Origin of the sequence: Yersinia enterocolitica (genome assembly GCA_002082245.2) — a bacterium.
Taxonomy (GTDB): Bacteria; Pseudomonadota; Gammaproteobacteria; order Enterobacterales; family Enterobacteriaceae; genus Yersinia; species Yersinia enterocolitica_E.
The window spans coordinates 423,289-449,872 of the sequence record NBTC02000002.1; the positions used below are offsets into that span (position 1 = coordinate 423,289).

Here is a 26,584-nt window from a genome sequence, read left to right on the forward strand (position 1 = left end):
CACTTAATTGTGACTGCACATAAAGTGGTCACTGTTTTCTTTCCACCAGACCGAAAGATGAGGGAAACGAGGCATGAAGAGACAGAAAAGAGATCGCCTGGAAAGGGCGTTGTCACGCGGGTATCAAGCAGGTATTTCAGGGCGTTCAAGGGAAATTTGTCCCTATCAAGCTTTAGACGCCAGATCGCATTGGTTAGGAGGTTGGCGACAAGCCATGGAGGACAGGGCTGTGACCGCTTAAGCGGCTCTCTGTCAGACTAAGGGATCACCTCCGCTTTATGCGCATATTGCGGAGGTTTTCATTTTTACTCTTCGTACTTGGTGCCGCAGCGTTGTTGGCTGCATTCGCTCACCCGAATCATTGACTAGTGTCAACTCATCGGGATTCACTCATTTGCCGCCTAGCTGCAACACCAATTACTTTGAGTAATACAGGTGGTACTTGTCGCTGCAGCATTGTTGGCTGCATTCGCTCACCCGAATCATTGACTAGTGTCAACTCATCGGGATTCACTCATTTGCCGCCTAGCTGCAACACCAATTACTTTGAGTAATACAGGTGGTACTTGTCGCTGCAGCATTGTTGGCTGCATTCACTCACCCGAATCATTGACTAGTGTCCAACTCATCGGGATTCACTCATTTGCCGCCTAGCTGCAACACCAATTACTTTGAGTAATACCGGTGGTACTTGTCGCTGCAGCATTGTTGTCTGAATTCGCTCACCCGAATCATTGACTGGCGTCAACTCATCGAGGTCTGACCAAATTATTCAGCCCAGCGTTTTAGCAAGATACTCGCGTTAACCCCGCCAAAACCGAAGCCATTTGACAGTGCATAGGTTATCTCATGGGGGAGAGCTTTACCTGCCACAATATTCAACCCCTTGGCCGCGGCATCCAGATTCTCCAAATTCAGAGTGGCAGGCACGATTTGATCACGCAGTGCCAGTACCGTGAAGATGGTTTCCAATCCGCCAGCCGCCCCCAGCAAATGCCCGGTGGCTGACTTGGTTGAGGTAATGGCTAAGGTATTACCTTCACCAAATAAGTGTTTAATCGCATTGATTTCGCCAAGATCCCCCACCGGAGTTGAGGTTGCATGCGCATTAAGATGCTGAACTTGTTCTGGCTTAATTTTAGCCTGACGCAATGCGATCTTCATTGCGCGATATGCGCCATCACCATCTTCAGCTCCAGAGGTCATATGGTAGGCATCAGCACTGGTACCGTAGCCGACAATCTCAGCTAACGGTTGTGCGCCACGGGCGAGAGCATGTTCCAATTCTTCAATAATCAGTAAACCGGCACCTTCCCCCATCACAAAACCATCGCGAGCACTGTCGAAGGGACGGGAGGCTTTCTCAGGTGTGCTATTAAAACCGGTTGATAGAGCACGAGCTGCAGCAAAACCAGCCAAACTGACCTTATCAATCGCGGCTTCAGCGCCACCACATAAGGCAACATCCGCTTCATCGTTGCGGATCATCCGCACCGCATCACCAATAGCTTGCACTCCCGCCGCACAAGCGGTGACGGGCGCGCCAATTGGCCCTTTAAAATGATGTTTAATAGAAACATGACCCGCAGCCAAATTCACCAAAAATGAAGGTATTGTGAAAGGGGAGAGGCGTTTTGGCCCGCGAGTGTCGGTGGTGCGTACGGCATGGGCAATTGCAGGGAAACCGCCAATACCAGAACCAATCACGGTAGCGGTACGTTCCTGTTTTTCTACATCGTCAGCATGCCAGTCGGCTTGGGTAATAGCTTCATCTGCCGCCGCCATCGCAAACGCAATGAAACGATCCATTTTCTTCTGATCTTTTGGCGCAACAGCTTTATCAGGATCAAAGCCTGCTTCTGAGTCTGCATCAAGTGTAGGCACTTGCCCACCAATCTTAGCTGACAAATCACCGACAATCTCATCCGGCAGAATACGGATGCCGGATTGCCCTGCCAGCAAACGTTGCCAAACAGTTTCGCTACCACAGCCTAACGGGGAAACCACACCCATACCTGTAATTACTACACGGCGCGTATTCATTGTTTTTCCTTTTGAGACTTAATTGAGTGAGACTGTTACCTGGTATCTATTGACTGTTTGCCATGCATCAGTGCCAACCGTTTATTAATTATATCGCTCTTGACGGAGCCTGCCGCAAGAGTGACATCTTGTGCACAAATAGGTTGCCCGGTATTTCTGTCCAGTAAGATAGTTTCTACCGGATTACCCGTACGGCGATCTGCGAGAACTACCGCAGGACCAAGTGGTGCAAAATGCTGATTACCCCACTGGAATAGTGCCGCCATCACTGGGAAAAAATCATTGCCACGCTCAGTCAGTAAATACTCATAGCGGGCAGGACGCGGATTATAGAGCCGCTTTTCAAGGATTCCACTTTCCACCAGATACTTTAGGCGGCGGGTGAGGATAGTGGGTGATAGCTGCAAACTTTGCTGAAATTCATCAAACCGCGTTAACCCCTGAAAGGCATCGCGGATGATTAATATGCTCCACCATTCGCCGACGCGTTCAAGAGAGCGGGCAACCGGGCAAGGCATGTCTTCAAGGCGGGTTCTTTGCATTCCATTCCTCACATCATTATTGTGGCTTTGGCTGAGCGTGGGCTGAAAATTAACATTCAACAGGTGACTACATTTATTGTAGTCACTTGGGTTAAAAAAAATGCCTCGTGGCATCATTATTATGGTGCAGGGGAGTAACTGCCCCTGCACAGGGATAACAGATATTAGAAAGTATTGGTGTCTTTAAACAGACCGACTTTCAAGTCGGTGGCAGTGTAAATCACTTTGCCATCAACCAAAACTTCACCGTCCGCGACACCCATAATTAATTTACGCATAATAACGCGTTTAAAATTAATACGATATGTTACTTTCTTGGCTTCAGGCAGTACCTGACCGGTGAATTTAACTTCACCGACACCCAGCGCGCGGCCTTTGCCTTCGCCACCTAGCCAGCCAAGATAGAACCCAACCAATTGCCACATAGCATCAAGGCCCAAGCAGCCTGGCATTACAGGATCACCGATAAAGTGGCAACCGAAGAACCATAGATCTGGATTGATATCCAGTTCCGCTTCCACATAACCTTTGCCATAGGTACCGCCGTCTTCTGTCATCTTGACGACACGGTCCATCATTAACATATTGCCTGCTGGCAATGGTGGTCCGCCAGCGCCAAACAGTTCGCCACGGCCTGATGCTTCAAGGTCTTCTTTTGTATAGGATTCGCGTTTATCTACCATGTTCTCAGTAAGCCTTATTTTAGTGAAGTGCGCAGAATAGCGTACACCTGTACGCTGAGCAAGTCCGATCAGCCCTGGTTGAACCAGTTTAGCCAGCGTAATGGCCAAGGCCAACGGTGTCTGTCCTGCGGATTAACCTGTGAGATTCGCTCTTGAATTATACCTAACAGGCTTGGTTGCTGCTCGTCGGCATACACCATGCCTGTCAATAACGGCAGTGCTTCAGCGGCGCTATCAACCGCCCAGAGATGGAACTGACCATTTTGTACCGCCTCAATCACTGCCTGATTCAGGCATAAATGACGGACATTGGTCGTCGGTAGAATCACCCCTTGAGTGCCCGTCAACCCGCGACGCTGACAAGCTTCGAAGAAGCCTTCGATCTTTTCATTTACGCCGCCAATAGGCTGCACATTACCAAACTGATCAACAGAGCCTGTGACCGCAATTTGCTGGTTGATAGGCTGCTGCGAAAGGGCACTGATCAAGGCGCAAAGCTCGGCCAGTGATGCGCTATCACCATCGACCTCACCATAGGATTGCTCAAAAACAATCGAAGCCGAGAAGGGTAGCGGCTGATCAAGTTCCAATTCTGAGATCAAGAATGCTTGCATAATCATCATGCCTTTAGCATGTAGATTACCGCCCAGTTCTGCTTTACGTTCAACGTCAACAAACTCGCCATCACCCAAGTGAACCACACAACTGATACGTGCAGGTTCGCCAAAAGCATAAGGGTGACCTGGGTATTCCAGTACCGACAAACCATTAATCTGACCGACGACTAACCCTTCGGTATCAACCAAAATTTGCCCTAGTTCAATCTCATCTTGCATCCGCTCAGCAAGATAACTATTACGCCAATCACGGGCATTCAAGGCAATGTCCAGCGCATTGGCTGTAATTGACTCTTCTTCAGCATACAGCGCTGCTTCTGCCAACTGGCCAGTTAGCCATACTGGGCACAGCGGCAGACTGCCCTGATCACCGCTGTAGCGCACTGCCTGACGAAACAGAACTGGCCAGGCATCGGCAGATAAAGATGGCAACTGCTTTTCCTGCAATAACGCATTGATATAGCCACACCATAGGGTCATGCCATCGATATCGACCAGCGGCAGCTCGACTTCGAACTCGCCATAGATAGCCAATTCACCTAACTCGGGTTCCATATCGTGGAAATCGCCAAGGCCCAGACGGTCGCCAACGAGAATCAGGCGCAGATCCAGTGGCATAGAGGGAATGTGTACTGGCAGAGGGCGAGTTTCATCAGGTGACAACCAATCGAAGCGCTGCTGGACAATCATCTGTTTCAGACGCAGCCACATCAGTGGTTGAGCTTGTAATGCCCGTACTGACAGGATCAATATGCCGCCATTAGCCTGATGAACCAAGCCGGGTTGCAGACTGATTTGATCTTTATGCCATCTAACACAACCAAACAGTTGTTCTGGTTCTATCCATTCCTGATAGAGACAGCGTGAATGTGCCGCAAAAGGCTCGTCACCACGTTGTGCCGGCTGCCAGGTCACTAGATTGGTATCAATCTGATAATCGCCACCAAACACGGCAGAGGCTTCAGGTTGCAGCTCTTTAACTGCCTGCGCGATCAATGCCAGATACTCAGTACTCTCCTGTGCTTTAATCAGCATAAAACGCGGTTGAGATTGTGGATGACAAAATAGCGTCATGCCATTCTCTAACCGGGGCTGAATCGCCGAGAAAGAAACCGGCTCCAACTGGGAGGCAGTAGTAAATAACGCTTCATAGGGCGTTGCGTTCGGCAGCATTGACTGCCATTCAAGTCGGTTATTGGTCAAAGTAATAGATGCAATCGTCAAAAAGGGAAAGGGCGATTATACAAGAATAAAGCAGGCTGCATATACGTAGAGTGGCAGTTGGTAGCAAGGAGTAAGACATCGGCAGTATTCCGTACAAAAAACAAACTAATCATAGGCTTTTAGTAGGGTGAAATTCTGCGTAAAACTGTTATGCTTGACTTAAGTTACACGGTCACTAAAGAGCTCACGATGAAATATCAACAACTGGAAAATCTGGAAAGTGGTTGGAAATGGGCGTATTTGGTAAAAAAACACCGTGAAGGTGAAGCCATTACCCGCCACATTGAAAACAGTGCAGCTACAGACGCAGTAGAGCAATTGATGAAACTGGAAAGTGAACCAGTAAAGGTGCTGGAGTGGATTGACACTCATATGAACGTACAACTGGCGACGCGGATGAAGCAGACTATCCGCGCCAGACGTAAGCGCCATTTCAATGCTGAGCATCAGCATACGCGCAAAAAGTCGATCGATCTGGAATTTCTGGTTTGGCAGCGTTTGGCAGCTCTAGCCCGGCGCCGTGGCAATACTCTGTCAGATACAGTGGTGCAGTTAATTGAAGATGCTGAGCGTAAAGAGAAATATGCCAACCAGATGTCATCTTTGAAACAGGACTTACAGGATATTCTCGGTAAAGAGATTTAACCTGTCTTGGTATGAATTAGATAAAAGTTGATATTGATATAGAGCCATTAAGAAAAGAGATGTGGCCTGGTTTGTTATCATTGATGACAAAAAAAACCCCGCAATGCGGGGTTTTTTACGAAAGGAGTAAACTTAAGCCTGTGGCTGAGTTACAACTTCTTTGTAGCCTTTAACTTCGATCTCTACGCGACGATCTGGTGCCAGGCAATTGATCAGAGCAGCACGTGGTTTCACGTTGTCACAGGTGTTACCAGTAACTGGGTTTGCTTGACCTTCACCGCGAGCGGTGATTTTGTCAGCAGGGATACCTTTAGAAACCAGGTAATCACGCACGCTGTCAGCACGACGCTGAGACAGAACTAAGTTCGGTGCTGGTTGACCGATACGGTCAGCGAAGCCCAGAACAACTACAGAACCGTCTTTAGGATCGATAGAGCTCAGTTGTGCATACAGTTGGTCCAGAGCTTGCTGGCCTTCTGGTTTCAGAGTTGCTTTGTTGAAAGCGAACAGCACGTCAGATTTCAGTGTGAAACGCTTAGTGTCAACAACTGGAGCTGGAGCTGGTGCTGGAGCAACTACTGGCGCTACTGCATCTTCCTGACCGAAACGGTAAGAAACACCCAGGCTCAGCATGCCATTGTCTGGACGAGCACCAACGGTAGCTTTATCACCGATGTTGCTAACCCATTGGTATTCCATACGGGTTGCCCAGTTTTTGGTCCATGCATATTCTGCACCCAGCGCTACCAGTGGAGAAACACCGGTGTCATGGTTGCTAGCACGGCTATCAGTAGGAGCATCGTAAGCGCTAGAATCTACGCGCCAAACCAGACCACCCAGACGGGTGTACAGGTCCAAGTCCTGAGCAATTGGGTAGCTCAGTTTAGCAGCCAGCTGTACGCCTTGTGCTTTGAATGCGCCGTTATTTACGTCGCCTTTGTAAGGCATACGGCCAAGCCAGTCGTATCCCATTTCAAAGCCCAGGTATTGGTTTGCTTGGTAACCCAAGAACGCACCAGCACCCAGTTGGTCTTTATGGGTAGGACCGTCGTTGCCAACGTTGCCATAGATACCGCCAGTGCCAGTATCTTGATACTGGGACCAACCCAGTTTACCACCGGTGTACCAGGTGTTATCTTTCGGTGCGGCTTGCGCTACTGTAGCGAAACCAGCCAGTGCCACTGCTAATGCGATAGCTGTCTTTTTCATTTTACGCCTCGTTATCATCCAAATAGGCAATGAGCTTTAAAAAGCTAAGCCCTTGGTTAAAATTCTTCGCCAAGGTTTTAACGCTCCCGTTAATCACGCTGCCAGTATAATTTGGCGTTTTAGAGCAACCTTGGCGATGTAAAGTCTACAACGTGGCGAGAAAGTTACAAGTGTGATGTGATAAACCGCCTGAAAAAAAAGCGAAATAGTGCATTATCTTTAACGATTTAGCGGTAAAAACCCGCGTTTTCTAGACGTTATTTTCTGCTGCAAGCCGCATTCCGACTCGCTTTATGCCGGTTTTACAGGAGTAAGCGCTAAATATTGTAATAATTCATGGGATAAATCCTAAATTTACTTAATGATACAAAGAAGAATGAATTTTTAACGTTGCGCACTGTCCTTGGTTCAGTTTTATGTCATTCAACGGACGCATAACAAACCCATAAGCATTCCCTAACTTTGCTGCCAAACGTAATCTGATTCGATCATTTTCTGACAACTCCGGTAGCCAACCAAGAACGACACTGTAATTTCCCGTCAATAATGCCTTCTCCATTGCATCAACAGTCGACAATGGATTGATTTGCCGTAACTGAACGACTTTATCTATTGGTAAGCCTGAATGCTGTAACCATAAACGACTTAATTTCTGTTGTGGGGCCAGCCATAAAAGCCACCGAGACTGCTTACCAAGTTGTTGCAATAAAGGAAGCAATAACTGAGTTACCGCAGGCTGGTTTTCACTGTACACAAGTTCACTGATAAGGCCACTATCTGTTGGAGCATCAGCTCTTTCCGGTGTTTCACGGCTAATAAGAGAATGATAATTAGCATTATAAGGTTTTAGTGATTGAGTACGCATTATGAACCTCGCCTGTAGTGTGCTGTATGCATATACAGTAGTCACTGTTTGTTCGAAGATCAACTAAATTTTTACAAGACGCTTCGCATAATTGTGATGTAAATCCGTGCAAATTCATTTTGTGTTTGGCTAGGTAATCCATATTGCGTATTTTTTAATTGGTTGTTCCTCTTACACTTATTGCAACTGGATAGGGACGTTGGATTGGATTTTTACTAAAGGAGTAGTTATGGAAAACGCATCAGAAAACAAAATCATGCAAGCACAGGATCGTTTCGATTTTTTAGGCAAGATCACAGTTCGTTCGCAATTTGGTGGCTATGGCCTATTGGCGAACGGCATTATGTTTGCGGTGATTTCGGACGGCGAACTGTATTTACGCGCTAATAATAAGATAGAAACGCTATTCCGCAGTCGGGGGATGAGTAACTTTGTCTACGCTAAACGCGGGTTACCGGTATTGCTGCGTTATTATTGGGTAGACTCTGCATTATGGAGTGATGAGTGCACACTAAGTCATTTTGCTACACGCGCTTATCAAGGGGCGAAAGCTGAGATTTTAAGCAAAAAAGGGCCAACAGTTCGTCTGAAAGATTTGCCGAATCTCAGTGCCAGCCTTGAACGACTATTGTGGAAAGCCGGCATCAAGAATGCGGCGGAACTGCGGCGTGAAGGGGCCAAATGCTGTTATCTGAAGTTACGTGCATTAAGGCGCTCACTCGGGGTTAATGTATTATTGGCGCTTGCTGGGGCGATAAGTGGCCACCATTATGCTGTGCTGCCTTTATTGATGCGTAGTGAACTTATTGAATGGTTTGAGATACACATCCGTTCGCCCAACATTACGCAGTTTGAAACAGCATAGCGGGGCCATCGGGAATGGCCCCAATCTTAATTAGTCTGGCTGATGTGCCTATTCAGTTCACTGAGTTCAGGTAACAGTTCAAGCAATAAACCTATTTGTTGTAAAACCAATTGGTCTTTGCTCTCCGGCTCAGGATTACAGTTCTGTAGCCGGGTAGATAAGCTGGCTAGCACCTGGGCCATTTTCGCGCTGTCAGGCTGCTCTTGCTCAAGTGTACCCTCGACATAACAAATCGCATCATTAAGCAGATTCAGGGTGGCGGTGTTGCTCAGTTTCTCTCGATGAGCACCCAGCGCGGATATATAGCTCAGCATCGTGTGGTTCAGACAGAGCAATCGGAATGCTGCCTCCTGAGTTTCTTTGTCATTTTTGGGTTCGGCAGACATATTTGAGATCACTGAGGCTAACTCCGCGTCGCAATTATGTGCATCACGGCGGGCTATACGGTAGGGCAGGCTATTATCTTTGCCTTGATAGTATTGCACCAGAATTGCATCCAAATAGCGGCAGTTGGCATTCAGCGTTTTATGAACCACCGCAGGGAGGTGGCGGAACTTCCAATCCGGCCAGATAAAACTCACCGCTACCCAGGCGATGGCACAGCCTAGCAGGGTATCAAATACCCGAGGTGCGGCAACCTCAAATCCTTCCCCTAATAGGTTAAAACAGAGCAAAACCAGCAGGGTAATAAACATCGTTGCATGAGCATACTGAACATTACGGAAAGCAAAAAATAGCACCCCGGTAATGACAATAAGGATGAGTTGCCCCTCAATGGAAGGCACAAAATACAGGATAGGCAAACCAATAAGAATACCCGCTAGCGTGCCAATTATACGCAATGCAAGGCGGCGGCGCGTCGCATTATAGTTAGGTTGGCAGACAAAAAGACTGGTCAGTAGGATCCAATAGCCGTGGCGCATGCCTGTTAGTTGAATAAACGCATAACCGAGACATAGCACCACTGACATGCGAACTGCGTGGCGAAATAGTGCAGATTGTGGGGTGAGATGGCGGCTGATACGCAGCTTGATATCACTCCATCCGGTAATGTGGTCGTCAGACAAACGGCTCTCGGGCTGAGGGCCTTCGGCTAATACTTGTTCGGATTCAATTCCCGCCAATTGGGCATCAATAGCCCGTAAATTTCTCAGTAAGTGGGAAAGGGCTTTAACTTGCGGGATATTCTCGTTTTGCGCGAGTTCTCTGGCCAGTGCCGCATCTAAAAACGTAAAGGCTCGCTCGAAGCGAGGATCATGCTGATACTTTTGTCTCATCAGAATGGATTGCGAAAGTTGCAGGCAGGCTCTGGCTTGCATACTCAGTAAGCGCTGAAAGCGGAATAGCACGTCGCTGTAACGGAATTTCTCTCGTAGAACCTGATATTGGACATGTGACGAGCTGGCGCGTTCATGAATATCTTGTGCGACAAAATAGTAGTGAAGTGTCCGTCTGGTCCCACGCTGGCCCCGATCACCTTTCAAGCGAGTCACCAGTGAGGCTTTGGCCTGATTTAAGGTTGATACCAGTGTGCCGTTGGCCATCGCCACATCAATAAGAGGCTGGTCGACATCAGATTCGATATCAGGATCGAAGAGATTAGCTTTTGCTTCCAAATAGTGAGCAAGCTGCTGGTAGCAACGAGCTAGATTATCCTGCAAGGGGCGGATAGGGAAAATAAGGTGTCCGCACAAGGTCAGTACGTTATACCAAACAGCTCCGAGCAGCAGCAGTAGCGGCTGTTGGTACCAGATATGGTACATCGAGGTACCCAACATGGTGTAGATAGCAATTAGCAATGCGCCAAAGGCAATGGTTGCATAGCGTTGCCCCAAAGCCCCCAGCAGAATAAAACCACAGGTTGAAAAGGTCAGACCGAGGGCAAAAAACCAGGGATAAGGAAATAACAACTCTATCGATGCGGACGCGACAAAAAAACAGATCAGCGTAATGAATAAATTGCGTAATCGCCCTGTCAGGCGGTCATCAAGATCAGTAAGTGCTGCCGCGACGACACCGAGTGTTAACGGAATTGTCAGTTTGGGCTGACCAATCCACCACGGAACCGCCGTTACTCCCGCCAACGCGATAAAAATACGGGCATGATAAAGCAGGCTACTATTGTAGACATAACGGCGTAAACCAGTGACGAAAGTGAGCACAAAAAACCTCTAAAACTGAAAATTCAGCGTTGCTGATATTGGCGTTGAGCGTTAGCCATTCTCGCTTGCTGTGCCATTTCGACTGAAACGACACGGCGGCCCACGGGCCACAAAGCAATAGCAGCAATTTTAAAATTGGCAATACCGACCGGGATACCAATGATGGTTATGCATTGCACAATCCCTGTGGCGATATGGGATAAACACAGCCACCAACCAAATAAAATGAACCAGACAATATTCAGTAACGAGCCGCCTGCAGTTATCAGAGCATTACTTTTTTCTGGGTATAATTCATTGACATGGATCGCCTCATTGCCATAAGGAAGAAATGATAATTTGGTAATTTCCCAGCAAGAGCGCGTTAATGGTAAGGTAAAAATCAGAACGACACTGACGACTGTGGCGAATAGCCAGCCCAGTGTGGTGAAGAAACCACCTAAAACAAAATTAAGAATATTCAGTACAGTACGCATAGTGATTTATCTGCCTAGCTGAATAAAAAAACCGCAACGCGGATGAGTGATAACAAACGCTAACCATTCTATATGAATAGGGCGGGTTAGTTTCCGTTGTCAACTATCGGATACCTGTTGTTTAAACTCAATTATTTTATTTACACTCCATTGTGTTATTTCAATTCACTTAATACGAGTAATGGCGCGCAGATATGGAACTTAAAGCGACATCTTTTGGCAAGCATTTGGCTCAGCACCCTTACAACCGGGTGCGCTTGCTCAATGCTGGCATCGAAGTATGCGGTGATAAACATCAGTACCTAATTCCTTTTAACCAGTTGGTTAACATTGAATGTAAGCGCGGTATTGTCTGGGGCGAACTGGAATTTGAATTGCCAGACCAACAAGTTGTCCGTTTACATGGCACCGAATGGCAGGAAACTCAACGTTTCTATCAACATTTACTGGGCATCTGGCAGCAATGGAGTGAAGAGATGAGCTTGGTTTGTGTTGAGGTTTTACATAAACAAGTGGAATCAATCAAGCGGATTGAGCAACAGGATAAATGGTTTAAACGCAGTGAGTTAGGACAGGTGCAGCACTCTATTCGCGAGGCTTTCGCCTCATTGCCAATACCGGTGCAGCGGTTGAACGAATTTGAGACCTGTCGTGCAGATTATGAGATCTGTTTGCGCTGGTTGCAGCAAGGTAGTCGCAGTGTAGAACGCCGGAATCAGCAATGGACCAACCGAATGTTGGAAGAGCATCAAGATTTCTTCCAAAGTGTAGAAACCTCCCCTCTGAATGAATCGCAAAGCCGGGCGGTGGTTAATGGCGAAGACTCGGTATTAGTTCTGGCAGGTGCCGGCAGTGGTAAAACATCGGTGCTGGTAGCCCGTGCCGGTTGGTTGTTACGCCGTAATGAAGCATTACCGGAGCAGATTTTACTGCTCGCATTTGGCCGTCAGGCGGCTGATGAGATGAATCATCGCATTAAGCAACGGTTAGCTGTGGATGATATTCAGGCTAAAACCTTCCATGCACTGGCATTGCAGATTATCCAGCAAGGCAGCCGTAAAACACCACTAATCAGTAAATTAGAATCAGACAGCCAGGCCAGAAGATCGTTATTGATTAAGAATTGGCAACAGCAGTGTAGTGAGAAAAAAGCGCAGGCAAAAGGGTGGCGTGAATGGCTAACTGATGAGCTTGAGTGGGAGGTTGATGAGGGTGAGTTTTGGCAAGATAAACGTTTAGCAGCCAGATTGGCGGGGCGGCTGGGGCGTTGGGTAGGGCTGATGCGAATGCACGGTGGTAGTCAAGCCGAAATGATTGAGCAGGCCGATGAAGAAGTGCGTGATCTCTTCCAGAAACGTATACGGTTAATGGCACCGTTATTGAAAGCGTGGAAAACGGCGTTGAAAGAAGAAGGTGCGGTTGATTTCTCCGGCTTGATTCATCAGGCAGTTAACTTACTGGATAAAGGGCGTTTTGTTAGTCCGTGGAAGCATATTTTGGTGGATGAGTTTCAGGATATCTCACCGCAACGCGCTATGCTGCTGGCAGCACTGCGCAAACAAAATAAGCAAACCTGTTTATTTGCGGTGGGTGATGATTGGCAGGCGATTTATCGGTTTAGTGGCGCGCAGCTCTCGCTCACTACAGCTTTTAGCCAGTACTTCGGTGAAGGGGCTGAATGTGCCTTGGATACCACTTACCGCTTTAATGATAGGATCGGTGAAATTGCGAACCGGTTTATTCAGCAAAACCCACATCAATTGAAAAAGCCACTTAACAGCTTGAGTAAAGGTAACAAAAAGTCAGTCATCATTTTACCGGACCAACAGCTTGACACCTTGCTGGATAAATTAAGCGGTTTTGTTAAGGATGATGAGCGCATTTTGATTTTGGCCCGCTATCACCATTTACGGCCTGAGATTTTGCAAAAAGCGGCAACTCGCTGGCCAAAACTGACGATTGATTTTATGACTATTCATGCCAGTAAAGGGCAGCAAGCCGACTATGTGATTATTGCAGGGCTGCATGAAGGTAATGATGGTTTTCCGGCAGTAGCGCGGGAATCAATTGTGGAAGATGTGCTGTTACCGGCACCGGAAGATTTCCCAGATGCGGAGGAGCGGCGTTTATTATATGTCGCAATGACTCGTGCGAAGCACCAGGTCTGGTTACTGCAAGATACAGCAAAACCCTCTATTTTTGTTAAGCAACTTAGCGAGTTAGGTGTTCCTGTTCAGCGTAAACCTTAACGGAGCTATCGCATACATTACGCCCGGTGGTTGTGGCACCGGGCGTAATGCTTATTGCAGTCGCTGTTTTAAGTAATGATCATAATCAGGGATTGCGATGGTAACTTCGCTGCTAAACAAGTTAGAACCAATTAAGAAGTCTGCGGTCGAGCGGTTGGTGGCGACAGGTATATTCCAGACTGTTGCCAGACGTAGTAGGGCTTTCACATCGGGATCATGCGGCACAGCATTCAGTGGGTCCCAGAAGAAAATCAAAATATCGATTTTTTTCTCTGATATCAGCGCACCCACTTCTTGATCTCCCCCCATCGGACCACTTAGTAAACAGTTAACGTCAATGCCGGTGGCTTTTTGTACCAGGTTTCCGGTGGTACCTGTGGCATAAAGTTCGTGCTGGGACAGCAGTTGTTTATTTTCCATAACCCATTCGAGCAGCGATTTTTTGCAGTGATCGTGGGAAACAAGGGCAATATGCTTGCGTACCGCAATAGTGCGGGTAGTCAGTTCCATCAAGATATCCTTCAATAAATGCTAGCGGTTTGCTAACAGATTACTGAAACGGAGATTTTGTGCATAGCGGTAACGCAAAGAAATGCGAGGAAACAAGCATAACCTGATGTTTAAGAACCGCCTTATCGTAAACGGATCATTTGCCCGGTTGCTTTTTAGCCCAGAGTAGGAAGCGTTGTTGAGTTTCGGCGTTGGCTTGCAGGAACCAATATTGCAGCATCTGTTCGGCAACATTTTCCCCTTGCAGGCTGGTGGTATTCTGCGCGGTATTTGTCCCTGCCACGGCAATAGTGGTCCCCGGCACCGCACTCACAGTTGACGGTGGAATGGTGGCAAAAGAGGGAACTGAAGCACTAAATTGGCCAACATTATAACTGGCCATTGCAGTTTCAAGTGTGCTGGCAGTGTTGAGATTGTCCTGATGTAATACATCGTGGCGCACAGATAATGGGCGGCCATTATCTCCAATAAGCTGATATACCGGGTTTTTAGAAAACTTATGCCCATCTCGTTCGGTATCAATGACCGGTAATTTTATGGCGACTGAACGAACATTGCGGGTATTAAACACCACCACTAATGGCGGAGAGGCATACAACACTTTCGGATCGGCTGGCAGTGGTTTAGCCACTTTGAACAGAATTTGATGCTGACCGCTGTTTAATTCCAAGCTATCGGCTCCTTTTAGCAAGGATCCTGACATATTTTTCCCATCGACCACCAACAGGTCAATTTCCGGCGCGAGTTTTAAGGTCGTGGCGATAGCTGAAGCACTACAGCAAACGGCCAAAATCCCTACGACCACCAGACCAAATTTCATGTGCTGCTCCTGAGGGTGATATCCGCGTACATTGTCAGACAGGCTAGATTATGTGTCAAAGTCTTTCCGTTCGCCCACATTTATTTACTTTTTGAAATGATCAGTATAAATATAACGTTTTTATCATGATGAATTATAAGGATAAAGCCGGCACTCTAACAGTAATTACTGCGACATCTCTTAAACCAAATCAATCTGACCGCATTTATGATCCATTTTCCCCATGATGTACACTTAGAGGATCGCCTAATATTGGTAGTATCCCTCCGGGTGCACATGGATTGGGATATTCTTTTAGCGCATCAGAGGAACTGAAAAATGCACGATAAAGATATTGCTGACATTCTCCAACAGGTAAAAACAATTGCATTAGTCGGGGCGAGTGATAACCCATCGCGGCCAAGTTATGGTGTTATGGCTTATCTGCTACAGCAGGGGTATCAAGTCACGCCTGTTAGCCCTAAATTGGCGGGGAAATCATTATTGGGCCAGCAGGCATATGCAGAACTGGCGGATATTCCTCATGCTATCGATATGGTGGATGTTTTCCGTAATGCCGAGGCTGCATACGGCGTTGCGCAAGATGCTATTGCTATCGGCGCCAAGGTTCTGTGGTTACAAATTGGTGTTATTAATGAGTTGGCGGCTACCTTGGCGGCAGATGCGGGAATAAAGGTGGTGATGGACCGTTGTCCGAAGATTGAAATACCGCGCCTGGGATTAGAAAAACAGTGATACGCGACGTTGCTAATTTTGGCGATAAAAAACCCGGTACTAAGCGCCGGGTTTTATCGATAAATCTCAAGATTTAGTTGCGTAGACGCGGAGCCTGTAGCTGATGGCGGATGGACGCCGCCAGTTCATCCAATGAAGGTTGCTCTGGGTGAGCATCCATATCTTCATAGGTTAGTTGCGCTTCAGCTAGATAGGTGTGTATCGGTTGCCCCTCATCATCCTCAATAACCACGTGATACCAAGGTGACGAACGCAACATAGCGTTGTTTGCAACCTCATCAGGTTCCGGTGGCTCGAGAGAATATTCAGGATCGATATCAATCACTACACCCAAATAGCCGTGTAGGCTGTGGCGGACCTGCTGCCCAATACCAAATTTGCTGGCAATCATGATAACCTCCTGAGAAACATTACTCTGCCTTCTATATGAGGGCAGTGTAGGGCATTTCAAGTCATACTATCCGGCACGCGAACCCTTTCAGGTACAGACCTTCTGGATATGTCGCGATAACCGGGTGATCCGCTGCCTGACGGAACTGTTCTATAAATTGTATATCATGCCCTGCATCTAACGCAGCATCGGCCAAAATTTTCTGGAATAAATCTGTTGGCATCAAACCAGAGCAGGAGAAACTTAACAAGATCCCGCCTGGGCGCAATAATTGTATCGCTAACATATTAATATCTTTGTAGCCACGACACGCACTTGCCAACTGACTTTTGTTCTCCACAAACTTCGGTGGGTCCATAATGATCATGTCAAACTTTTCCCCTTGCGTGCGGTAGTTACGCAGCAATTGGAACACATCATCCCGAATGAATTCGGTTTTGCTCAAATCCAACTGGTTGAGTTCAATGTTTTGTTTGGCTATATCCAGTACAGCTTGTGACGTATCAACGCTGATAACTTGCTTACAATTTCCCATCAGCGCTGCGACAGCAAAGGCACCGGTATAAGAGAAACAGTTCAGAACACGGCGACCATCGGCGTAGTTACGCGCCGCCAGGCGGCTATCGCGCTGATCTAAATAAAATCCTGTTTTATGGCCGTGCTGAATATCAACCAACAGTTGCATGCCGTTTTCGGTTATTGGCAGCAGGTCAGGCGGCATTTCACCACTGATTGTACCTTGCGTCAGAGGTAAGCCTTCTTTTTTACGTACGGAAACATCGGAGCGGTCATAAATAGAGCATTCTGGGTAACAATGTTGTAAGGCACTAACCAGCGTTTCCCGCTGATATTCAGCGCCGGCCGACAGTAACTGCAATACCAGAAAGTTCTGGAAGCGGTCTATGGTGATACCCGGCAGGCCATCAGACTCACCGGCGATCAGGCGATAGCCGTTCAAACCATCACGCTTTGCCAGCCAATCACGCCAGCTCTGCGCTTGCTGTAGACGGCGGATGAAGAACTCGCGGTCAATAACTTCATCTTGTTGGAACGTCCAGACTCGTGCCAAAATTTGTGATTCAGGAGAGTAGGCGGCACGGGCCAGCCATTTACCCTGGCTATCAAGGATATCGAGGGTTTCACCGGGCAGGGCACTTCCCTCAAGGCGTTGAACGGCCCCAGAGAAGATCCACGGATGGCGACGAAGTAAGGACTTTTCACGTCCTTTGGCAAGAATCAGGCTTACGGTCATAATTAAGTTGCTGCCAGCTAGGTAAAAAAGAGCAGTATTGTCGGAGTATGAGCCGGAAAATGCAAATTATCACGTAGATGAGGAGTCTATATGCCAAAAGTATGCACTGCCGCCTATGTTTATGGCGTTGTTCAGGGCGTGGGTTTCCGCTATAGCACGCAACGTCAGGCACAAGCGCTGGGTGTGACGGGTTACGCTAAAAATTGTGATGATGGCAGTGTGGAAGTGGTGGCTTACGGCGAGCAACATGCGGTTGAACACCTGCTGGAGTGGATTAAGCAGGGGGGGCCACGCGGTGCGCGGGTGGATCGCCTGCTGACGGAACCTTATCCGAGCACCGCGTTTGAAAAATTTAACATCCGCTATTAACTCACGAGCGGTACCAGAGCACAGCTATCCGTCGTTAAATACTGTTATCTGTCGTTAAATACACTTAACGGGTTTGGGTAATCCTGCAATTTTGGTTGCTTGCTTTGCTGGCCCTTTGGGGAATAAACGATACAGATATCGGCTATTACCTTTCTCTTCACCATACTTTTGTGCCATGGCCTTTACCAGCATGCGGATTGCAGGTGATGTATTGAATTCTTGATAAAATGCACGCACAAAGCGCACCACTTCCCAATGTGGTTCAGTGAGTATAATCCCTTCCTGTTCAGCCAGTATGGGCGCTAAAGCCTCGCTCCAGTCCGTGCTATTTTTCAGATAACCCTGTGCATCGGTATCAATAACCTGGCCTTTAAACTCCAACATACAACCTCGGTAATTCAATCAATGAAACGGCCGCTAATTTAGCAAATATTTGCCACTACCCCAAAGAAGTCTCTGCTGTTATTTGGTGAGGTGCCATCTGTGCGAGAGTAAATAAACCGGCTGCTGTACGCCTAATGGCCAGTTAGCATAAGGGATGACGATAAATTCAGCACTCGACAATCAGCTAGCGGATTTTTTGGTCAATTAAGCACAAACAGGCTTTACAAGCGGTAGAGCTCTGTTTATAGTTCGGCTCGTTGCGGAGGGGTGGCCGAGTGGCTGAAGGCAACGGTCTTGAAAACCGTCGACGGGTAACCGTTCGAGAGTTCGAATCTCTCCTCCTCCGCCATCATTTCTCTTTATCCTCTTGTTTTTCCCCCAGTTACTTATCCCAAACAAAATTATTCAGTATGCCGTCTGGTATGCCGTATCCCGTGTGAATCGCCCCATTAGCGAGAATACTGATTAACCATCAACTCAGATTCAGTATGGGAACCATGGAATGAACGGGTTTTATGGCGAAAAGTACCACCACATATCACTAACGTAATCTCCCTATTGCTGGAAAGTGCCCAGGCAGCCGGCAGATTATTGGTCAGTACCATTATTCCATCTTGTTTTGCCGGCTCTCGCGCAACATTTAATGTGGTACTGCCACTGTCGAGAATGATGGAATCCCCTGGTTGCACCATTTTTGCAGCCCGGATAGCGATCCGGCATTTGAGATCGATAGCAAATAAAATAGCAATTCGAAATAAATCGAAAGTTATGATGCAAGTGATACTCGCTTGCCTGATTGTGTTGTGGTTGCTGGTTACCTATATCTTGGCGGTTGAAGTGAGTTGTGAAACTGGTAGCCCTTATATTTACGTAGCGAGGAGCTCTAATGGTCTTAGTATACCTACAAAGAGGTATATGATTGACTTTTATGTAAAAATTGATCGATGAGATGCTTTTTTTTTGAGCTGGTTCATAAAAGCGAATACCCACACAAAAATTGTTTGATCTAAAACAAGCATTCTTACTACTACAAATCATTTGCTGCAAATCCTCCTTACTATCTGCCTAACCCACAGGGTGATATCAGTCATGCTTCGCCTCCTGGCTCGCTATTTCTCACCTGATTGCGGGTTTAAAAATAAAAAAACCATCTGGTGCGGGCACTGATAGCGTCCGGTATGGAAAAACACACTGGAGTAAATATTGTGAGCAAATTTATAAGACAGGTGTTGGTAGGGATAATGGCTCTTTTGGCAATAGGCGCGGTATTTTCTTTGTCGGCGGCACCTACGCCGCCGATTGAGGCCCGCAACGATAAATTCGCTGAACAGCATGTTGACCAATTCACCTCATGGCTGAAAACCAAAGAGAGTGGGCCACGAGAAGATGCGCTGGCGGATGACCCCAATTTGGTGATCCTTTGGGCCGGATATCCGTTTGCCAAAGATTATAACAAACCTCGTGGGCACTATTATGCTGTCACTGATGTGCGGGAAACCTTACGTACCGCAGCACCGAAGACCGCAGAGGATGGCCCCTTGCCGATGGCCTGCTGGAGCTGTAAAAGCCCGGATGTTGCCCGCTTGATCAATGAACAAGGTGAAGAAGGGTATTTCAAAGGGACTTGGGCCAGAGGTGGCCCGGAAGTCGTCAATCAGTTGGGGTGTGCCGATTGCCATAATACCGCTTCTGCTGATTTTGCTGCCGGGAAGCCAGCTTTAGTCCTCTCCCGGCCCTATGCTGAGCGTGCTTTGCAATCTATCAATAAACCTTTCGAACATGCCAGCCGCTTGGATCAACAATCCATGGTGTGCAGCCAGTGCCATGTTGAGTACCACTTCGCCGGTAAAGATAAAGCGGTGAAATTCCCATGGGATCAAGGCACGGATGTGGCGTCAATGGAGAAGTATTACGATGAAATCGCTTTCTCCGATTGGGTTCATCCGCTGTCAAAAACCCCGATGTTGAAAGCCCAACATCCTGAGTATGAAACCTGGCGTGCGGGGATCCACGGTAAAAACAATGTCAGTTGTATCGATTGCCATATGCCGAAAATCCAAAATGCGGCAGGTAAGGTGTATACCGACCACCAGATCCGCAACCCGTTTGATAGCTTTGAAACTACCTGTGTTAACTGCCATACCCAGGATAAAAAAACCTTGCAAGATATTGTTGCTGAACGCAAAGCCAGCATTCAGGAGTTAAAACTGAATGTTGAGAAACAACTGGTTCACGCGCATTACGAGGCAAAAGCTGCTTGGGATGCCGGGGCAACCGAGCAAGAAATGCAACCTATTCTACAAGATATCCGCCATGCCCAATGGCGCTGGGATTATGCCATTGCTTCCCACGGTATTCATATGCATGCACCGGATGTTGGTCTGCGTGTATTGGGGGGCGCGTTGAATAAAGCTGCCGATGCCCGCACCAAACTTGCACGTCTGCTGGCGACAAAAGGGATTAGCCACGAAATTCCGCTGCCGGATATTTCGACCAAACTCAATGCCCAGAAAGCGCTGGGAATGGATATGGATAAGCTGAACCGCGAGAAGCAGGAGTTTCTGCAACAAGTGGTACCAGCCTGGGATGATCAAGCCAGAAAAGCGGGCCGGTTGAGCCAGTAAGAGGCGTTCCGGTGTGACAATACGCTCACCGGATCTATTCCAGAGACAAACGGCCCCAGATTGGGGCCATAGCAAAGGTGGAATAACTATGCGCGTTTTACGTTCATTCGGTTCAGCCGCGCTGCTGGTAGTGTTGATTCTGTGCACGCTGCCCACTCTCGCCACAACACCGAACACGACGGCGAAAATGCCCGCGTTGCGCCATATTGTTGAGCCGCAGCGCAACCCGGATGCTGCTTGCATCCAATGTCATAAAGAACAAAAAGATGAGTTGCATGGCAAACATGCTGGCGCGGTAAATCCGAATACGCAGTTGGCCTTAACCTGTACCAACTGCCATGGGCAGGCATCGGTGCTGCACCGTAATGGTATTAAAGATGTGATGCGTTTTAACCGCGATATGTTTAATGCCGATAAAGCGATGTACAGCGTCTCACAACAAAACAGTGTCTGCATGAGCTGCCATTTGCCGGAGAAATTACGCGAGGCGTTCTGGCCCCATGATGTGCACATGTTGAAGCTTTCTTGTGTCAGTTGTCATCAGTTGCATCCTAAAACCGACCCGATGCATGGCCTTGACGATAAAGGGCGGGTCAAACTCTGTGTTGACTGTCATCGCCGTCAGCAGGAGCTGATATCGAAGGAAACACCATGAATACGAACCGTCGTCACTTTATCGCCAGTATGGGGGCGCTGATTTTCCTGACCGGTTCTGCTGGACGTTCACTGGCACTCAGCGGCACTGTTGATGGCATTCGTTACGGGATGCTACATGATGAAACCCGTTGTATTGGTTGCACGGCCTGTATGGATGCTTGCCGTGAGGTTAATCATGTACCCGCTGGGGTCTCACGGTTAAACATCATCCGTAGCCAACCGATCGGTGAGTTTCCTGCCGTAAAATATCAGTTCTATCGTCACTCCTGCCAGCATTGCGATAAGGCACCCTGTGTCGATGTGTGCCCAACCGGAGCCTCGTATCGCGATAGCGGGACTGGGATTGTTGATGTCGATCCCGACCTCTGCGTAGGGTGCCAGTACTGTATCGCCGCCTGTCCGTACCGGGTGCGCTTTATCCATCCGGTGACGAAAACTGCCGATAAATGCGATTTTTGTCGGAAAACTAATCTAAAGCAGGGTAAACAGCCCGCCTGTGTCTTGTCGTGCCCAACCAAGGCACTCACCTTTGGCAATTTGGACGACCCTAACAGTGAACTGGTGAAATTATTGCATCAGCGCACTGTGTATCGCGCCAAGTTACATCTTGGGACACAACCGAAATTGTATCGTGTTCCCTTTCAGTATGGGGAGATAACCGGATGAATCCTGAACTGAATACCCCGTTTCACTTTGCCTCGTTAGTGTGGGATTGGCCGATAGCCATCTATCTGTTTTTGATAGGAGTATCGGCGGGCATGGTGGTAGTTAGCCTATTGGTTAAGCAACGGGTTCTGGGCGGTGAGGCGGCGCGCAGTGGGTTAGTTAAATCGACCGCTATGATGGCGCCCTTAGCGGTGATTATGGGGTTGTTTATTTTGATACTGCACCTTACCCGGCCGTGGACTTTCTGGAAGCTGATGTTTTTCTACAGTACCAGCTCGGTGATGTCATTGGGTGTCATGCTGTTTCAAATTTATATGGTGGTGCTGTTGGTCTGGCTGGCGGTGATATTTCGCCACGGGCTGACGGCGTTATTACAGCCTTACCGCAAATTGAATTGGGTTGGCACGGTACTGCATAAACTGGCACCGATTGAACGCAAGTTGGAACCATTGATGATGTTTCTGGCTGTGGCGTTGGGGGCATATACCGGCTTCCTGTTATCGGCCCTGAAGAGTTACCCCTTGTTGAATAATCCGGTATTGCCGGTGTTATTTCTGTTCTCCGGCGTTTCTTCGGGTATTGCCGCCATGGTGTTGTGCGCAGTGACCTTTTTTAAAGAACCCATAGATAGCCCGGCACTAGCATTTGTTCATCGGCTGGAAAAACCGGTGGTGTGGTTGGAGCTATTTCTGCTGCTAGCATTCTTCACCGGGCTGTGGTTCGGCGGTGGTCAGAAAGAAGTCGCGGTCGCTGTCGCGTTGGGCGGTGGTTTTTGGGCCGCGATGTTTTGGTTCTGGGTTATTGGTTGCGGCATGGTGCTGCCATTAGTTTTAAACCGTTTTTGTAGCCATGGAATGCGCCATCGGGTTTCATTTCTAGTGACGGTATCCGGCTTGAGTTTGTTTGGCGTATTGGTTTTACGTTTCTTTATTCTTTATGCCGGTCAGATGACGGTTGTGTGAGGAGGCGAACCGGTGATGGGTGAAAATGTATGGTAGGTGAGTTGGGACTGTTGTCACTGTTGGTGGCTGCGTCATTGGCGCTGCTGCTCACTGGTGTGCCTGTTATTGCTCTCCATGGGCGGCGATTGGCTTTGTTGTATTGGTTACCGTCGTTCAGTTACGCCGTGACCTTATTCATTACATTGGCACTGTTGTTACTGGGTTGGTGCTTTGTTAGCGATGATTTTTCTCTGCTTTATGTAGCACAACACGGTAATAGCCAGCTCCCTCTATTTTATAAGGTTGCGGCAATCTGGGGCGGGCATGAAGGCTCCTTGTTGTTTATGCTGTTTGCTCTGAGCCTGTGGAGTTCCGCGTTGACGCTTTTTCGCCGTCATTTTCCGCTGCGTTTTTTTGCTCGCGCGTTGGCAGTGATGGGGGGGCTACTGCTTATCCTGAGCGTTTTTATCCTCTTTTTCTCCAATCCTTTTGAGCGATTGTTCCCGACGTTGGCGCAGGGGCGTGATTTAAATCCAATGTTGCAGGATCTGGCGCTGATATTTCATCCACCCTTGTTGTATCTGGGGTATAGCGGTTTTGCCGTTAGTTTTGCTTTTGCCGTTTCGGTGTTGCTTGCAGGCCGCAATGGCAACAATAGTGTGCACTACTGCCGTCCCTGGGTATTGGCTGCCTGGAGTTTTCTCACGTTTGGCATTTTGTTGGGGGCATGGTGGGCATACAGCGAATTGGGGTGGGGCGGCTGGTGGTTCTGGGACCCGGTTGAAAATGCGTCATTACTGCCATGGCTCACCGCAACTGCACTGTTACATGTTCTGGCTGTTATTGAGAAACGGGGCTTATATCATCATTGGGGCATTTTGCTGTCGCTGGTGACATTTCAACTCTGCTTGTTAGGCACTTTTATCGTGCGCTCTGGGGTGTTGACCTCAGTTCACGCTTTTGCTGTTGATACGGCGCGCGGTGAGGCTTTACTGGCGCTGTTTGGCATGGTGACGTTGAGTTCATTGACGCTATTTGCCCTGCGGGTGCGGGGCAACAATCGCTCTGCTGCTTTCAACCTCTTCTCACTGGAGTCATTACTGCTGGCGGCAATGGTGCTGCTAAGCATTGCTGCGGTAACCGTATTGATTGGCACATTGTATCCATTAATTGTCAGTGTGCTGGGGTTAGGATCACTGTCTGTTGGTGCGCCCTATTTTAATCAAACCCTGACACCTTTTGTGCTGCTGTTGCTATTGCTGATGGGCATAACGCCGTTTGCCGATTGGCGGCAAAGCCGCAAAATCAATGGCTGGCGTCTTGTCGTACCTGCTGTATTAGCTATCTCCGGTGGGGTGCTCAGTTTAGGTCTATTCGAATCACCGTGGCAGGTGGGGATGCTGATAGGTGTCACTCTGGCCCTCTGGACGTTGTTCGCGCCATTATTTGCGCCAAAGATACGTGGCTATTTATGGTTGATACACGGTGGCGTTGCGGTCAGCCTGCTGGGAATGCTGTTTGCTTCATATTACACCGTCGAGCAGGGGCGACGTATGGCACCAGGCAGTCAGGTCACGCTGGCGGGTTATCAGTTTACCTATCGTCAAACTGAATTAGTGATCGGCCCAAACTATACCAGTGAGCAGGCGCATATTGTGGTCAGCCAGAATGGGCAAGCGTTAACCACGTTGTTACCGGAGCGGCGGCACTATACAGCGCGGGGAATGTTGATGATAGAGCCGGCGATAGCCAGTAGCCCCTTGGCCGACTTTTATGTGGTTCTGGGGGATAGTTTGGGCGCGGGGGAGTATAGCGTACGTTTGTCGCATAAACCGATGGTTAGCTGGATTTGGGGGGGGGCACTGATGATGGTAGTTGGTGGTTTATTGGCGCTATGGCGCAGAATCCACCCTGTTAGCGACCTCGCGGGGGATAAATGAAACAACGTTGGCCTTGGTTGATTGTCCCTCTGGTTGCCTTACTGCTGGGCTGCTTGCTTTATAGCGGCTTAACGCGGGATCCGCATCGTATCGAGTTGGCCGAGCAAGACCTGCCGTTTCCCGCTTTTTCTTTATCCGAATTGCAACAGCCCGGGCAGAACATAACGCGAGAGCAACTGTTGGGTAAGGTGACGGTGATTAATGTATGGGCCAGTTGGTGTGCCAGTTGTAAGCAAGAGCTCGCCCTACTGGGGCAGATAGCCGGGACGCTGCATGGTGTGCAGTTCTATGGTCTGAATTACCGCGATGACCGTCAGGCGGCGTTAAATACTCTGCGGCGCTACAGCAATCCTTATCAAAAGAACCTTTATGACCCGCATGGCACATTAGCACTGGCGATGGGGGTATATGGTACACCTGAGACCTGGCTAATTGATGCAAATGGCATTATTCGCCAGCGCTATGCTGGTGAAATGACGACAGAGATATGGCAACAACAGTTTATGCCGCTACTGGCGCAATGGGCGAGGGTGGGAACCCCATGAAAGTTTTATTCCTGATGTTATCACTGGTTTTTTCATCTGGTGTTGCGGCTGATCTGGTGGATACCTATCATTTTAGTTCGCCGCAACATCAGCAACAAGCATTGGCATTGGCGCAGGAGTTGCGTTGTCCCCAATGCCAAAATCAGAACTTGCTGGAGTCGACCTCGCCGATAGCGCAAGACTTGCGATTAGAGGTCTATCAGTTGGTAGAAGCAGGACACAGCTCTCAGGAGATAATGGCCGTAATGACCCAGCGCTATGGGGACTTTGTTCTGTATCGTCCTCCGTTGCGCAGTGCCACACTGGTGCTATGGTTTGGGCCTGGGGTGTTGCTGGTCTGCGTGTTAGGTGGGTTGATTTTTAGGATACGCCGGCAATCTGTCTCAGGTGTGAGAGGGCCGCGATAATGGTGCTATCGATAGGGCTGGCGATACTGGTGCTGTTGGTGGTAGTGAGTTTGTGGTGGCCGTGGCTGGTGCAATATGGTCGGTTGAGCTGGCGCTGGCCGCTGGGCTTCAGCCTGGTGGTGCTGATTCTAATTATGTTGGGATACCGGCAACTGGGCCATTATACCGCCGTGCAGCAAGAGGCTTTGCGGCTACAGGAAGCCCAGCGGTTGAATAATATGCTCGATAAGCAGAGCAGTGATCCCACGCTATCTCGGTTACAACAACGTATTCGTTTGGCTCCCGATAAGGGGGATGGATGGTACAGTTTAGCTCAACATTATTTATATCGTAACGAATTTGAGGATGCATTGATCGCCTTGCAGCAGGCTGAACGTTTGCAGGGGGCCAGTGCCCGCTTTGATGCTGCACGAGCGACGGTGTTCTATTACCGGTCAGGGCAAAAAATGACGGGTGATGTGACGTACTGGTTACAGCAGGCTTTGACTAAAGATCCCATGCAATATACTGCGCTAATGCTGCAAGCCGCTGATAACTTTACCCATGATAGATACGCGCAGGCCATCGCTATTTGGCAGCAGTTATTGGAAAGTGGTAACCCACAGGTTGATCGTGCGGTGATTATCCGTGCTATTACATTAGCTCGGGTGATGCAGCAGGCTGAATGATAGACAAAAAAAACCCTTACCAATCTCATTTGGTAAGGGATGCCAATTCGGCCAACACCAGGGAAAACATTATAACCGTTTATTAATCATACAAT

The 26,584-nt window shown here is 48.4% G+C and carries 28 protein-coding genes, 1 tRNA gene and 1 pseudogene; 16 read left to right on the top strand and 14 right to left on the bottom strand.

The features are described 5' to 3' along the window. The first annotated feature begins 73 nt into the window (after positions 1-73). Positions 74-241 (top strand): ribosome modulation factor, encoded by a 168-nt coding sequence (locus A6J66_003195; protein ID PNM23286.1) that lies wholly within the window; start codon positions 74-76, stop codon positions 239-241. Between the two features lie 527 nt (positions 242-768). On the opposite strand, the gene fabF is transcribed toward A6J66_003195, so the two are convergent. From fabF to A6J66_003215, 4 genes are all read right to left on the bottom strand, one after another. After that, a complete protein-coding gene (gene fabF, locus A6J66_003200; GenBank protein ID PNM23287.1) occupies positions 769-2,043 on the bottom strand; it encodes a beta-ketoacyl-[acyl-carrier-protein] synthase II in 1,275 nt (424 codons plus the stop codon). Positions 2,044-2,078: 35 nt separating this feature from the next. Further along, positions 2,079-2,585: a transcriptional regulator gene (locus A6J66_003205; protein PNM23288.1), complete on the bottom strand. Its 507-nt coding sequence runs from the start codon at positions 2,583-2,585 to the stop codon at positions 2,079-2,081. A 164-nt stretch (positions 2,586-2,749) separates the two neighbouring features. Continuing rightward, positions 2,750-3,268, bottom strand: coding sequence for a bifunctional 3-hydroxydecanoyl-ACP dehydratase/trans-2-decenoyl-ACP isomerase (locus A6J66_003210; GenBank protein PNM23289.1), 519 nt, complete (start codon positions 3,266-3,268; stop codon positions 2,750-2,752). A gap of 68 nt (positions 3,269-3,336) precedes the next feature. Further along, positions 3,337-5,109 (bottom strand): Lon protease family protein, encoded by a 1,773-nt coding sequence (locus A6J66_003215; GenBank protein ID PNM23290.1) that lies wholly within the window; start codon positions 5,107-5,109, stop codon positions 3,337-3,339. A gap of 189 nt (positions 5,110-5,298) precedes the next feature. Here A6J66_003215 and A6J66_003220 point away from each other — a divergent pair, with 189 nt between their 5' ends. Continuing rightward, the gene (locus A6J66_003220; protein PNM23291.1) at positions 5,299-5,754 is read left to right on the top strand and encodes a macrodomain Ter protein MatP; all 456 of its coding nucleotides are present in this window, start codon (positions 5,299-5,301) and stop codon (positions 5,752-5,754) included. A gap of 132 nt (positions 5,755-5,886) precedes the next feature. Here the strand turns inward: A6J66_003220 and A6J66_003225 are convergent, their stop codons facing one another. After that, the gene (locus A6J66_003225; protein PNM23292.1) at positions 5,887-6,963 is read right to left on the bottom strand and encodes a porin OmpA; all 1,077 of its coding nucleotides are present in this window, start codon (positions 6,961-6,963) and stop codon (positions 5,887-5,889) included. A 358-nt stretch (positions 6,964-7,321) separates the two neighbouring features. Beyond that, the gene (locus tag A6J66_003230; protein ID PNM23293.1) at positions 7,322-7,828 is read right to left on the bottom strand and encodes a cell division inhibitor SulA; all 507 of its coding nucleotides are present in this window, start codon (positions 7,826-7,828) and stop codon (positions 7,322-7,324) included. 229 nt (positions 7,829-8,057) lie between these two features. On the opposite strand from A6J66_003230, the gene A6J66_003235 reads away from it, so the two are divergent. Beyond that, a complete protein-coding gene (locus tag A6J66_003235; protein ID PNM23294.1) occupies positions 8,058-8,693 on the top strand; it encodes a DNA transformation protein tfoX in 636 nt (211 codons plus the stop codon). Between the two features lie 26 nt (positions 8,694-8,719). Here the strand turns inward: A6J66_003235 and yccS are convergent, their stop codons facing one another. Continuing rightward, complete coding sequence (yccS, locus tag A6J66_003240; protein ID PNM23295.1) at positions 8,720-10,855, bottom strand: TIGR01666 family membrane protein; 2,136 nt, start codon at positions 10,853-10,855, stop codon at positions 8,720-8,722. Between the two features lie 23 nt (positions 10,856-10,878). Further along, a complete protein-coding gene (locus A6J66_003245) occupies positions 10,879-11,331 on the bottom strand; it encodes a YccF domain-containing protein (GenBank protein ID PNM23296.1) in 453 nt (150 codons plus the stop codon). 194 nt (positions 11,332-11,525) lie between these two features. On the opposite strand from A6J66_003245, the gene A6J66_003250 reads away from it, so the two are divergent. Further along, entirely contained in the window at positions 11,526-13,580 is a 2,055-nt protein-coding gene (locus A6J66_003250) for a DNA helicase IV (GenBank protein ID PNM23297.1), read from the top strand. Positions 13,581-13,631: 51 nt separating this feature from the next. Here the strand turns inward: A6J66_003250 and A6J66_003255 are convergent, their stop codons facing one another. Both A6J66_003255 and A6J66_003260 read right to left on the bottom strand, forming a co-directional pair. Further along, positions 13,632-14,090, bottom strand: a complete 459-nt coding sequence (locus A6J66_003255; GenBank protein PNM23298.1) for a methylglyoxal synthase — start codon at positions 14,088-14,090, stop codon at positions 13,632-13,634. A 136-nt stretch (positions 14,091-14,226) separates the two neighbouring features. After that, a complete protein-coding gene (locus tag A6J66_003260; protein PNM26877.1) occupies positions 14,227-14,895 on the bottom strand; it encodes a DUF2057 domain-containing protein in 669 nt (222 codons plus the stop codon). 333 nt (positions 14,896-15,228) lie between these two features. Between A6J66_003260 and A6J66_003265 the strand changes: the two genes are divergently transcribed. Then, positions 15,229-15,645, top strand: coding sequence for a CoA-binding protein (locus A6J66_003265; GenBank protein PNM23299.1), 417 nt, complete (start codon positions 15,229-15,231; stop codon positions 15,643-15,645). 73 nt (positions 15,646-15,718) lie between these two features. Here A6J66_003265 and A6J66_003270 read toward each other — a convergent pair whose 3' ends face one another. Both A6J66_003270 and A6J66_003275 read right to left on the bottom strand, forming a co-directional pair. Further along, entirely contained in the window at positions 15,719-16,036 is a 318-nt protein-coding gene (locus tag A6J66_003270) for a heat shock protein HspQ (GenBank protein ID PNM23300.1), read from the bottom strand. Positions 16,037-16,097: 61 nt separating this feature from the next. Beyond that, positions 16,098-17,288 carry a 23S rRNA (cytosine(1962)-C(5))-methyltransferase RlmI gene (locus tag A6J66_003275; protein PNM23301.1) on the bottom strand — a complete coding sequence of 397 codons (1,191 nt, stop codon included), beginning with the start codon at positions 17,286-17,288 and terminating at the stop codon, positions 16,098-16,100. Between the two features lie 90 nt (positions 17,289-17,378). Here A6J66_003275 and A6J66_003280 point away from each other — a divergent pair, with 90 nt between their 5' ends. Further along, on the top strand, positions 17,379-17,657 hold the full coding sequence (locus tag A6J66_003280; protein PNM23302.1) for an acylphosphatase: 279 nt from the start codon (positions 17,379-17,381) through the stop codon (positions 17,655-17,657). Positions 17,658-17,711: 54 nt separating this feature from the next. On the opposite strand, the gene A6J66_003285 is transcribed toward A6J66_003280, so the two are convergent. Then, positions 17,712-18,041, bottom strand: a complete 330-nt coding sequence (locus A6J66_003285; protein PNM23303.1) for a sulfurtransferase TusE — start codon at positions 18,039-18,041, stop codon at positions 17,712-17,714. Positions 18,042-18,302: 261 nt separating this feature from the next. Here A6J66_003285 and A6J66_003290 point away from each other — a divergent pair. After that, positions 18,303-18,390: transfer RNA gene (locus A6J66_003290), tRNA-Ser, on the top strand. A 100-nt stretch (positions 18,391-18,490) separates the two neighbouring features. On the opposite strand, the gene A6J66_003295 is transcribed toward A6J66_003290, so the two are convergent. Then, positions 18,491-18,733 (bottom strand): hypothetical protein, encoded by a 243-nt coding sequence (locus tag A6J66_003295; GenBank protein ID PNM23304.1) that lies wholly within the window; start codon positions 18,731-18,733, stop codon positions 18,491-18,493. A gap of 397 nt (positions 18,734-19,130) precedes the next feature. Between A6J66_003295 and A6J66_003300 the strand changes: the two are divergent. The 9 genes and pseudogenes from A6J66_003300 (at position 19,131) to A6J66_003340 (ending at position 26,489) form a co-directional block, all read left to right on the top strand. Next, positions 19,131-19,344, top strand: a pseudogene (locus A6J66_003300) (hypothetical protein). Beyond that, the gene (nrfA, locus tag A6J66_003305; protein ID PNM23305.1) at positions 19,316-20,665 is read left to right on the top strand and encodes an ammonia-forming cytochrome c nitrite reductase subunit c552; all 1,350 of its coding nucleotides are present in this window, start codon (positions 19,316-19,318) and stop codon (positions 20,663-20,665) included. Before A6J66_003300 ends, nrfA begins: the two are co-directional and overlap by 29 nt. Positions 20,666-20,753: 88 nt before the next feature. Then, positions 20,754-21,320: a cytochrome c nitrite reductase pentaheme subunit gene (locus A6J66_003310; protein PNM23306.1), complete on the top strand. Its 567-nt coding sequence runs from the start codon at positions 20,754-20,756 to the stop codon at positions 21,318-21,320. Continuing rightward, the gene (gene nrfC / locus A6J66_003315) at positions 21,317-21,988 is read left to right on the top strand and encodes a cytochrome c nitrite reductase Fe-S protein (protein PNM23307.1); all 672 of its coding nucleotides are present in this window, start codon (positions 21,317-21,319) and stop codon (positions 21,986-21,988) included. The genes A6J66_003310 and nrfC overlap by 4 nt, the downstream gene beginning before the upstream one ends. Next, positions 21,985-22,950, top strand: a complete 966-nt coding sequence (nrfD, locus tag A6J66_003320) for a cytochrome c nitrite reductase subunit NrfD (GenBank protein ID PNM23308.1) — start codon at positions 21,985-21,987, stop codon at positions 22,948-22,950. The genes nrfC and nrfD overlap by 4 nt, the downstream gene beginning before the upstream one ends. Before the next feature lie 29 nt (positions 22,951-22,979). Then, positions 22,980-24,869 (top strand): c-type cytochrome biogenesis protein CcmF, encoded by a 1,890-nt coding sequence (locus A6J66_003325; GenBank protein PNM23309.1) that lies wholly within the window; start codon positions 22,980-22,982, stop codon positions 24,867-24,869. Then, on the top strand, positions 24,866-25,414 hold the full coding sequence (locus tag A6J66_003330) for a DsbE family thiol:disulfide interchange protein (GenBank protein ID PNM23310.1): 549 nt from the start codon (positions 24,866-24,868) through the stop codon (positions 25,412-25,414). Before A6J66_003325 ends, A6J66_003330 begins: the two co-directional genes overlap by 4 nt. After that, on the top strand, positions 25,411-25,821 hold the full coding sequence (gene nrfF / locus A6J66_003335) for a cytochrome c-type biogenesis protein CcmH (GenBank protein ID PNM23311.1): 411 nt from the start codon (positions 25,411-25,413) through the stop codon (positions 25,819-25,821). Before A6J66_003330 ends, nrfF begins: the two co-directional genes overlap by 4 nt. Further along, positions 25,821-26,489, top strand: a complete 669-nt coding sequence (locus A6J66_003340) for a cytochrome C heme lyase (protein PNM23312.1) — start codon at positions 25,821-25,823, stop codon at positions 26,487-26,489. Before nrfF ends, A6J66_003340 begins: the two co-directional genes overlap by 1 nt. Positions 26,490-26,584 lie beyond the last annotated feature (95 nt).

Bases quoted from the DNA above. Each gene is read 5' to 3' on its own strand.
- A6J66_003330 (PNM23310.1), top strand. From the start codon at position 24,866: ATGAAACAACGTTGGCCTTGGTTGATTGTCCCTCTGGTTGCCTTACTG.
- A6J66_003285 (PNM23303.1), bottom strand. From the start codon at position 18,041: ATGTTGGAGTTTAAAGGCCAGGTTATTGATACCGATGCACAGGGTTAT.
- A6J66_003205 (PNM23288.1), bottom strand. From the start codon at position 2,585: ATGCAAAGAACCCGCCTTGAAGACATGCCTTGCCCGGTTGCCCGCTCT.
- A6J66_003340 (PNM23312.1), top strand. From the start codon at position 25,821: ATGGTGCTATCGATAGGGCTGGCGATACTGGTGCTGTTGGTGGTAGTG.
- nrfD (PNM23308.1), top strand. From the start codon at position 21,985: ATGAATCCTGAACTGAATACCCCGTTTCACTTTGCCTCGTTAGTGTGG.
- A6J66_003250 (PNM23297.1), top strand. From the start codon at position 11,526: ATGGAACTTAAAGCGACATCTTTTGGCAAGCATTTGGCTCAGCACCCT.
- A6J66_003195 (PNM23286.1), top strand. From the start codon at position 74: ATGAAGAGACAGAAAAGAGATCGCCTGGAAAGGGCGTTGTCACGCGGG.
- A6J66_003230 (PNM23293.1), bottom strand. From the start codon at position 7,828: ATGCGTACTCAATCACTAAAACCTTATAATGCTAATTATCATTCTCTT.
- A6J66_003295 (PNM23304.1), bottom strand. From the start codon at position 18,733: ATGGTGCAACCAGGGGATTCCATCATTCTCGACAGTGGCAGTACCACA.
- A6J66_003225 (PNM23292.1), bottom strand. From the start codon at position 6,963: ATGAAAAAGACAGCTATCGCATTAGCAGTGGCACTGGCTGGTTTCGCT.
- A6J66_003325 (PNM23309.1), top strand. From the start codon at position 22,980: ATGGTAGGTGAGTTGGGACTGTTGTCACTGTTGGTGGCTGCGTCATTG.
- A6J66_003255 (PNM23298.1), bottom strand. From the start codon at position 14,090: ATGGAACTGACTACCCGCACTATTGCGGTACGCAAGCATATTGCCCTT.
- A6J66_003245 (PNM23296.1), bottom strand. From the start codon at position 11,331: ATGCGTACTGTACTGAATATTCTTAATTTTGTTTTAGGTGGTTTCTTC.
- A6J66_003235 (PNM23294.1), top strand. From the start codon at position 8,058: ATGGAAAACGCATCAGAAAACAAAATCATGCAAGCACAGGATCGTTTC.
- A6J66_003210 (PNM23289.1), bottom strand. From the start codon at position 3,268: ATGGTAGATAAACGCGAATCCTATACAAAAGAAGACCTTGAAGCATCA.
- A6J66_003275 (PNM23301.1), bottom strand. From the start codon at position 17,288: ATGACCGTAAGCCTGATTCTTGCCAAAGGACGTGAAAAGTCCTTACTT.
- A6J66_003220 (PNM23291.1), top strand. From the start codon at position 5,299: ATGAAATATCAACAACTGGAAAATCTGGAAAGTGGTTGGAAATGGGCG.
- fabF (PNM23287.1), bottom strand. From the start codon at position 2,043: ATGAATACGCGCCGTGTAGTAATTACAGGTATGGGTGTGGTTTCCCCG.
- A6J66_003265 (PNM23299.1), top strand. From the start codon at position 15,229: ATGCACGATAAAGATATTGCTGACATTCTCCAACAGGTAAAAACAATT.
- A6J66_003280 (PNM23302.1), top strand. From the start codon at position 17,379: ATGCCAAAAGTATGCACTGCCGCCTATGTTTATGGCGTTGTTCAGGGC.
- A6J66_003270 (PNM23300.1), bottom strand. From the start codon at position 16,036: ATGATTGCCAGCAAATTTGGTATTGGGCAGCAGGTCCGCCACAGCCTA.
- nrfF (PNM23311.1), top strand. From the start codon at position 25,411: ATGAAAGTTTTATTCCTGATGTTATCACTGGTTTTTTCATCTGGTGTT.
- nrfC (PNM23307.1), top strand. From the start codon at position 21,317: ATGAATACGAACCGTCGTCACTTTATCGCCAGTATGGGGGCGCTGATT.
- A6J66_003310 (PNM23306.1), top strand. From the start codon at position 20,754: ATGCGCGTTTTACGTTCATTCGGTTCAGCCGCGCTGCTGGTAGTGTTG.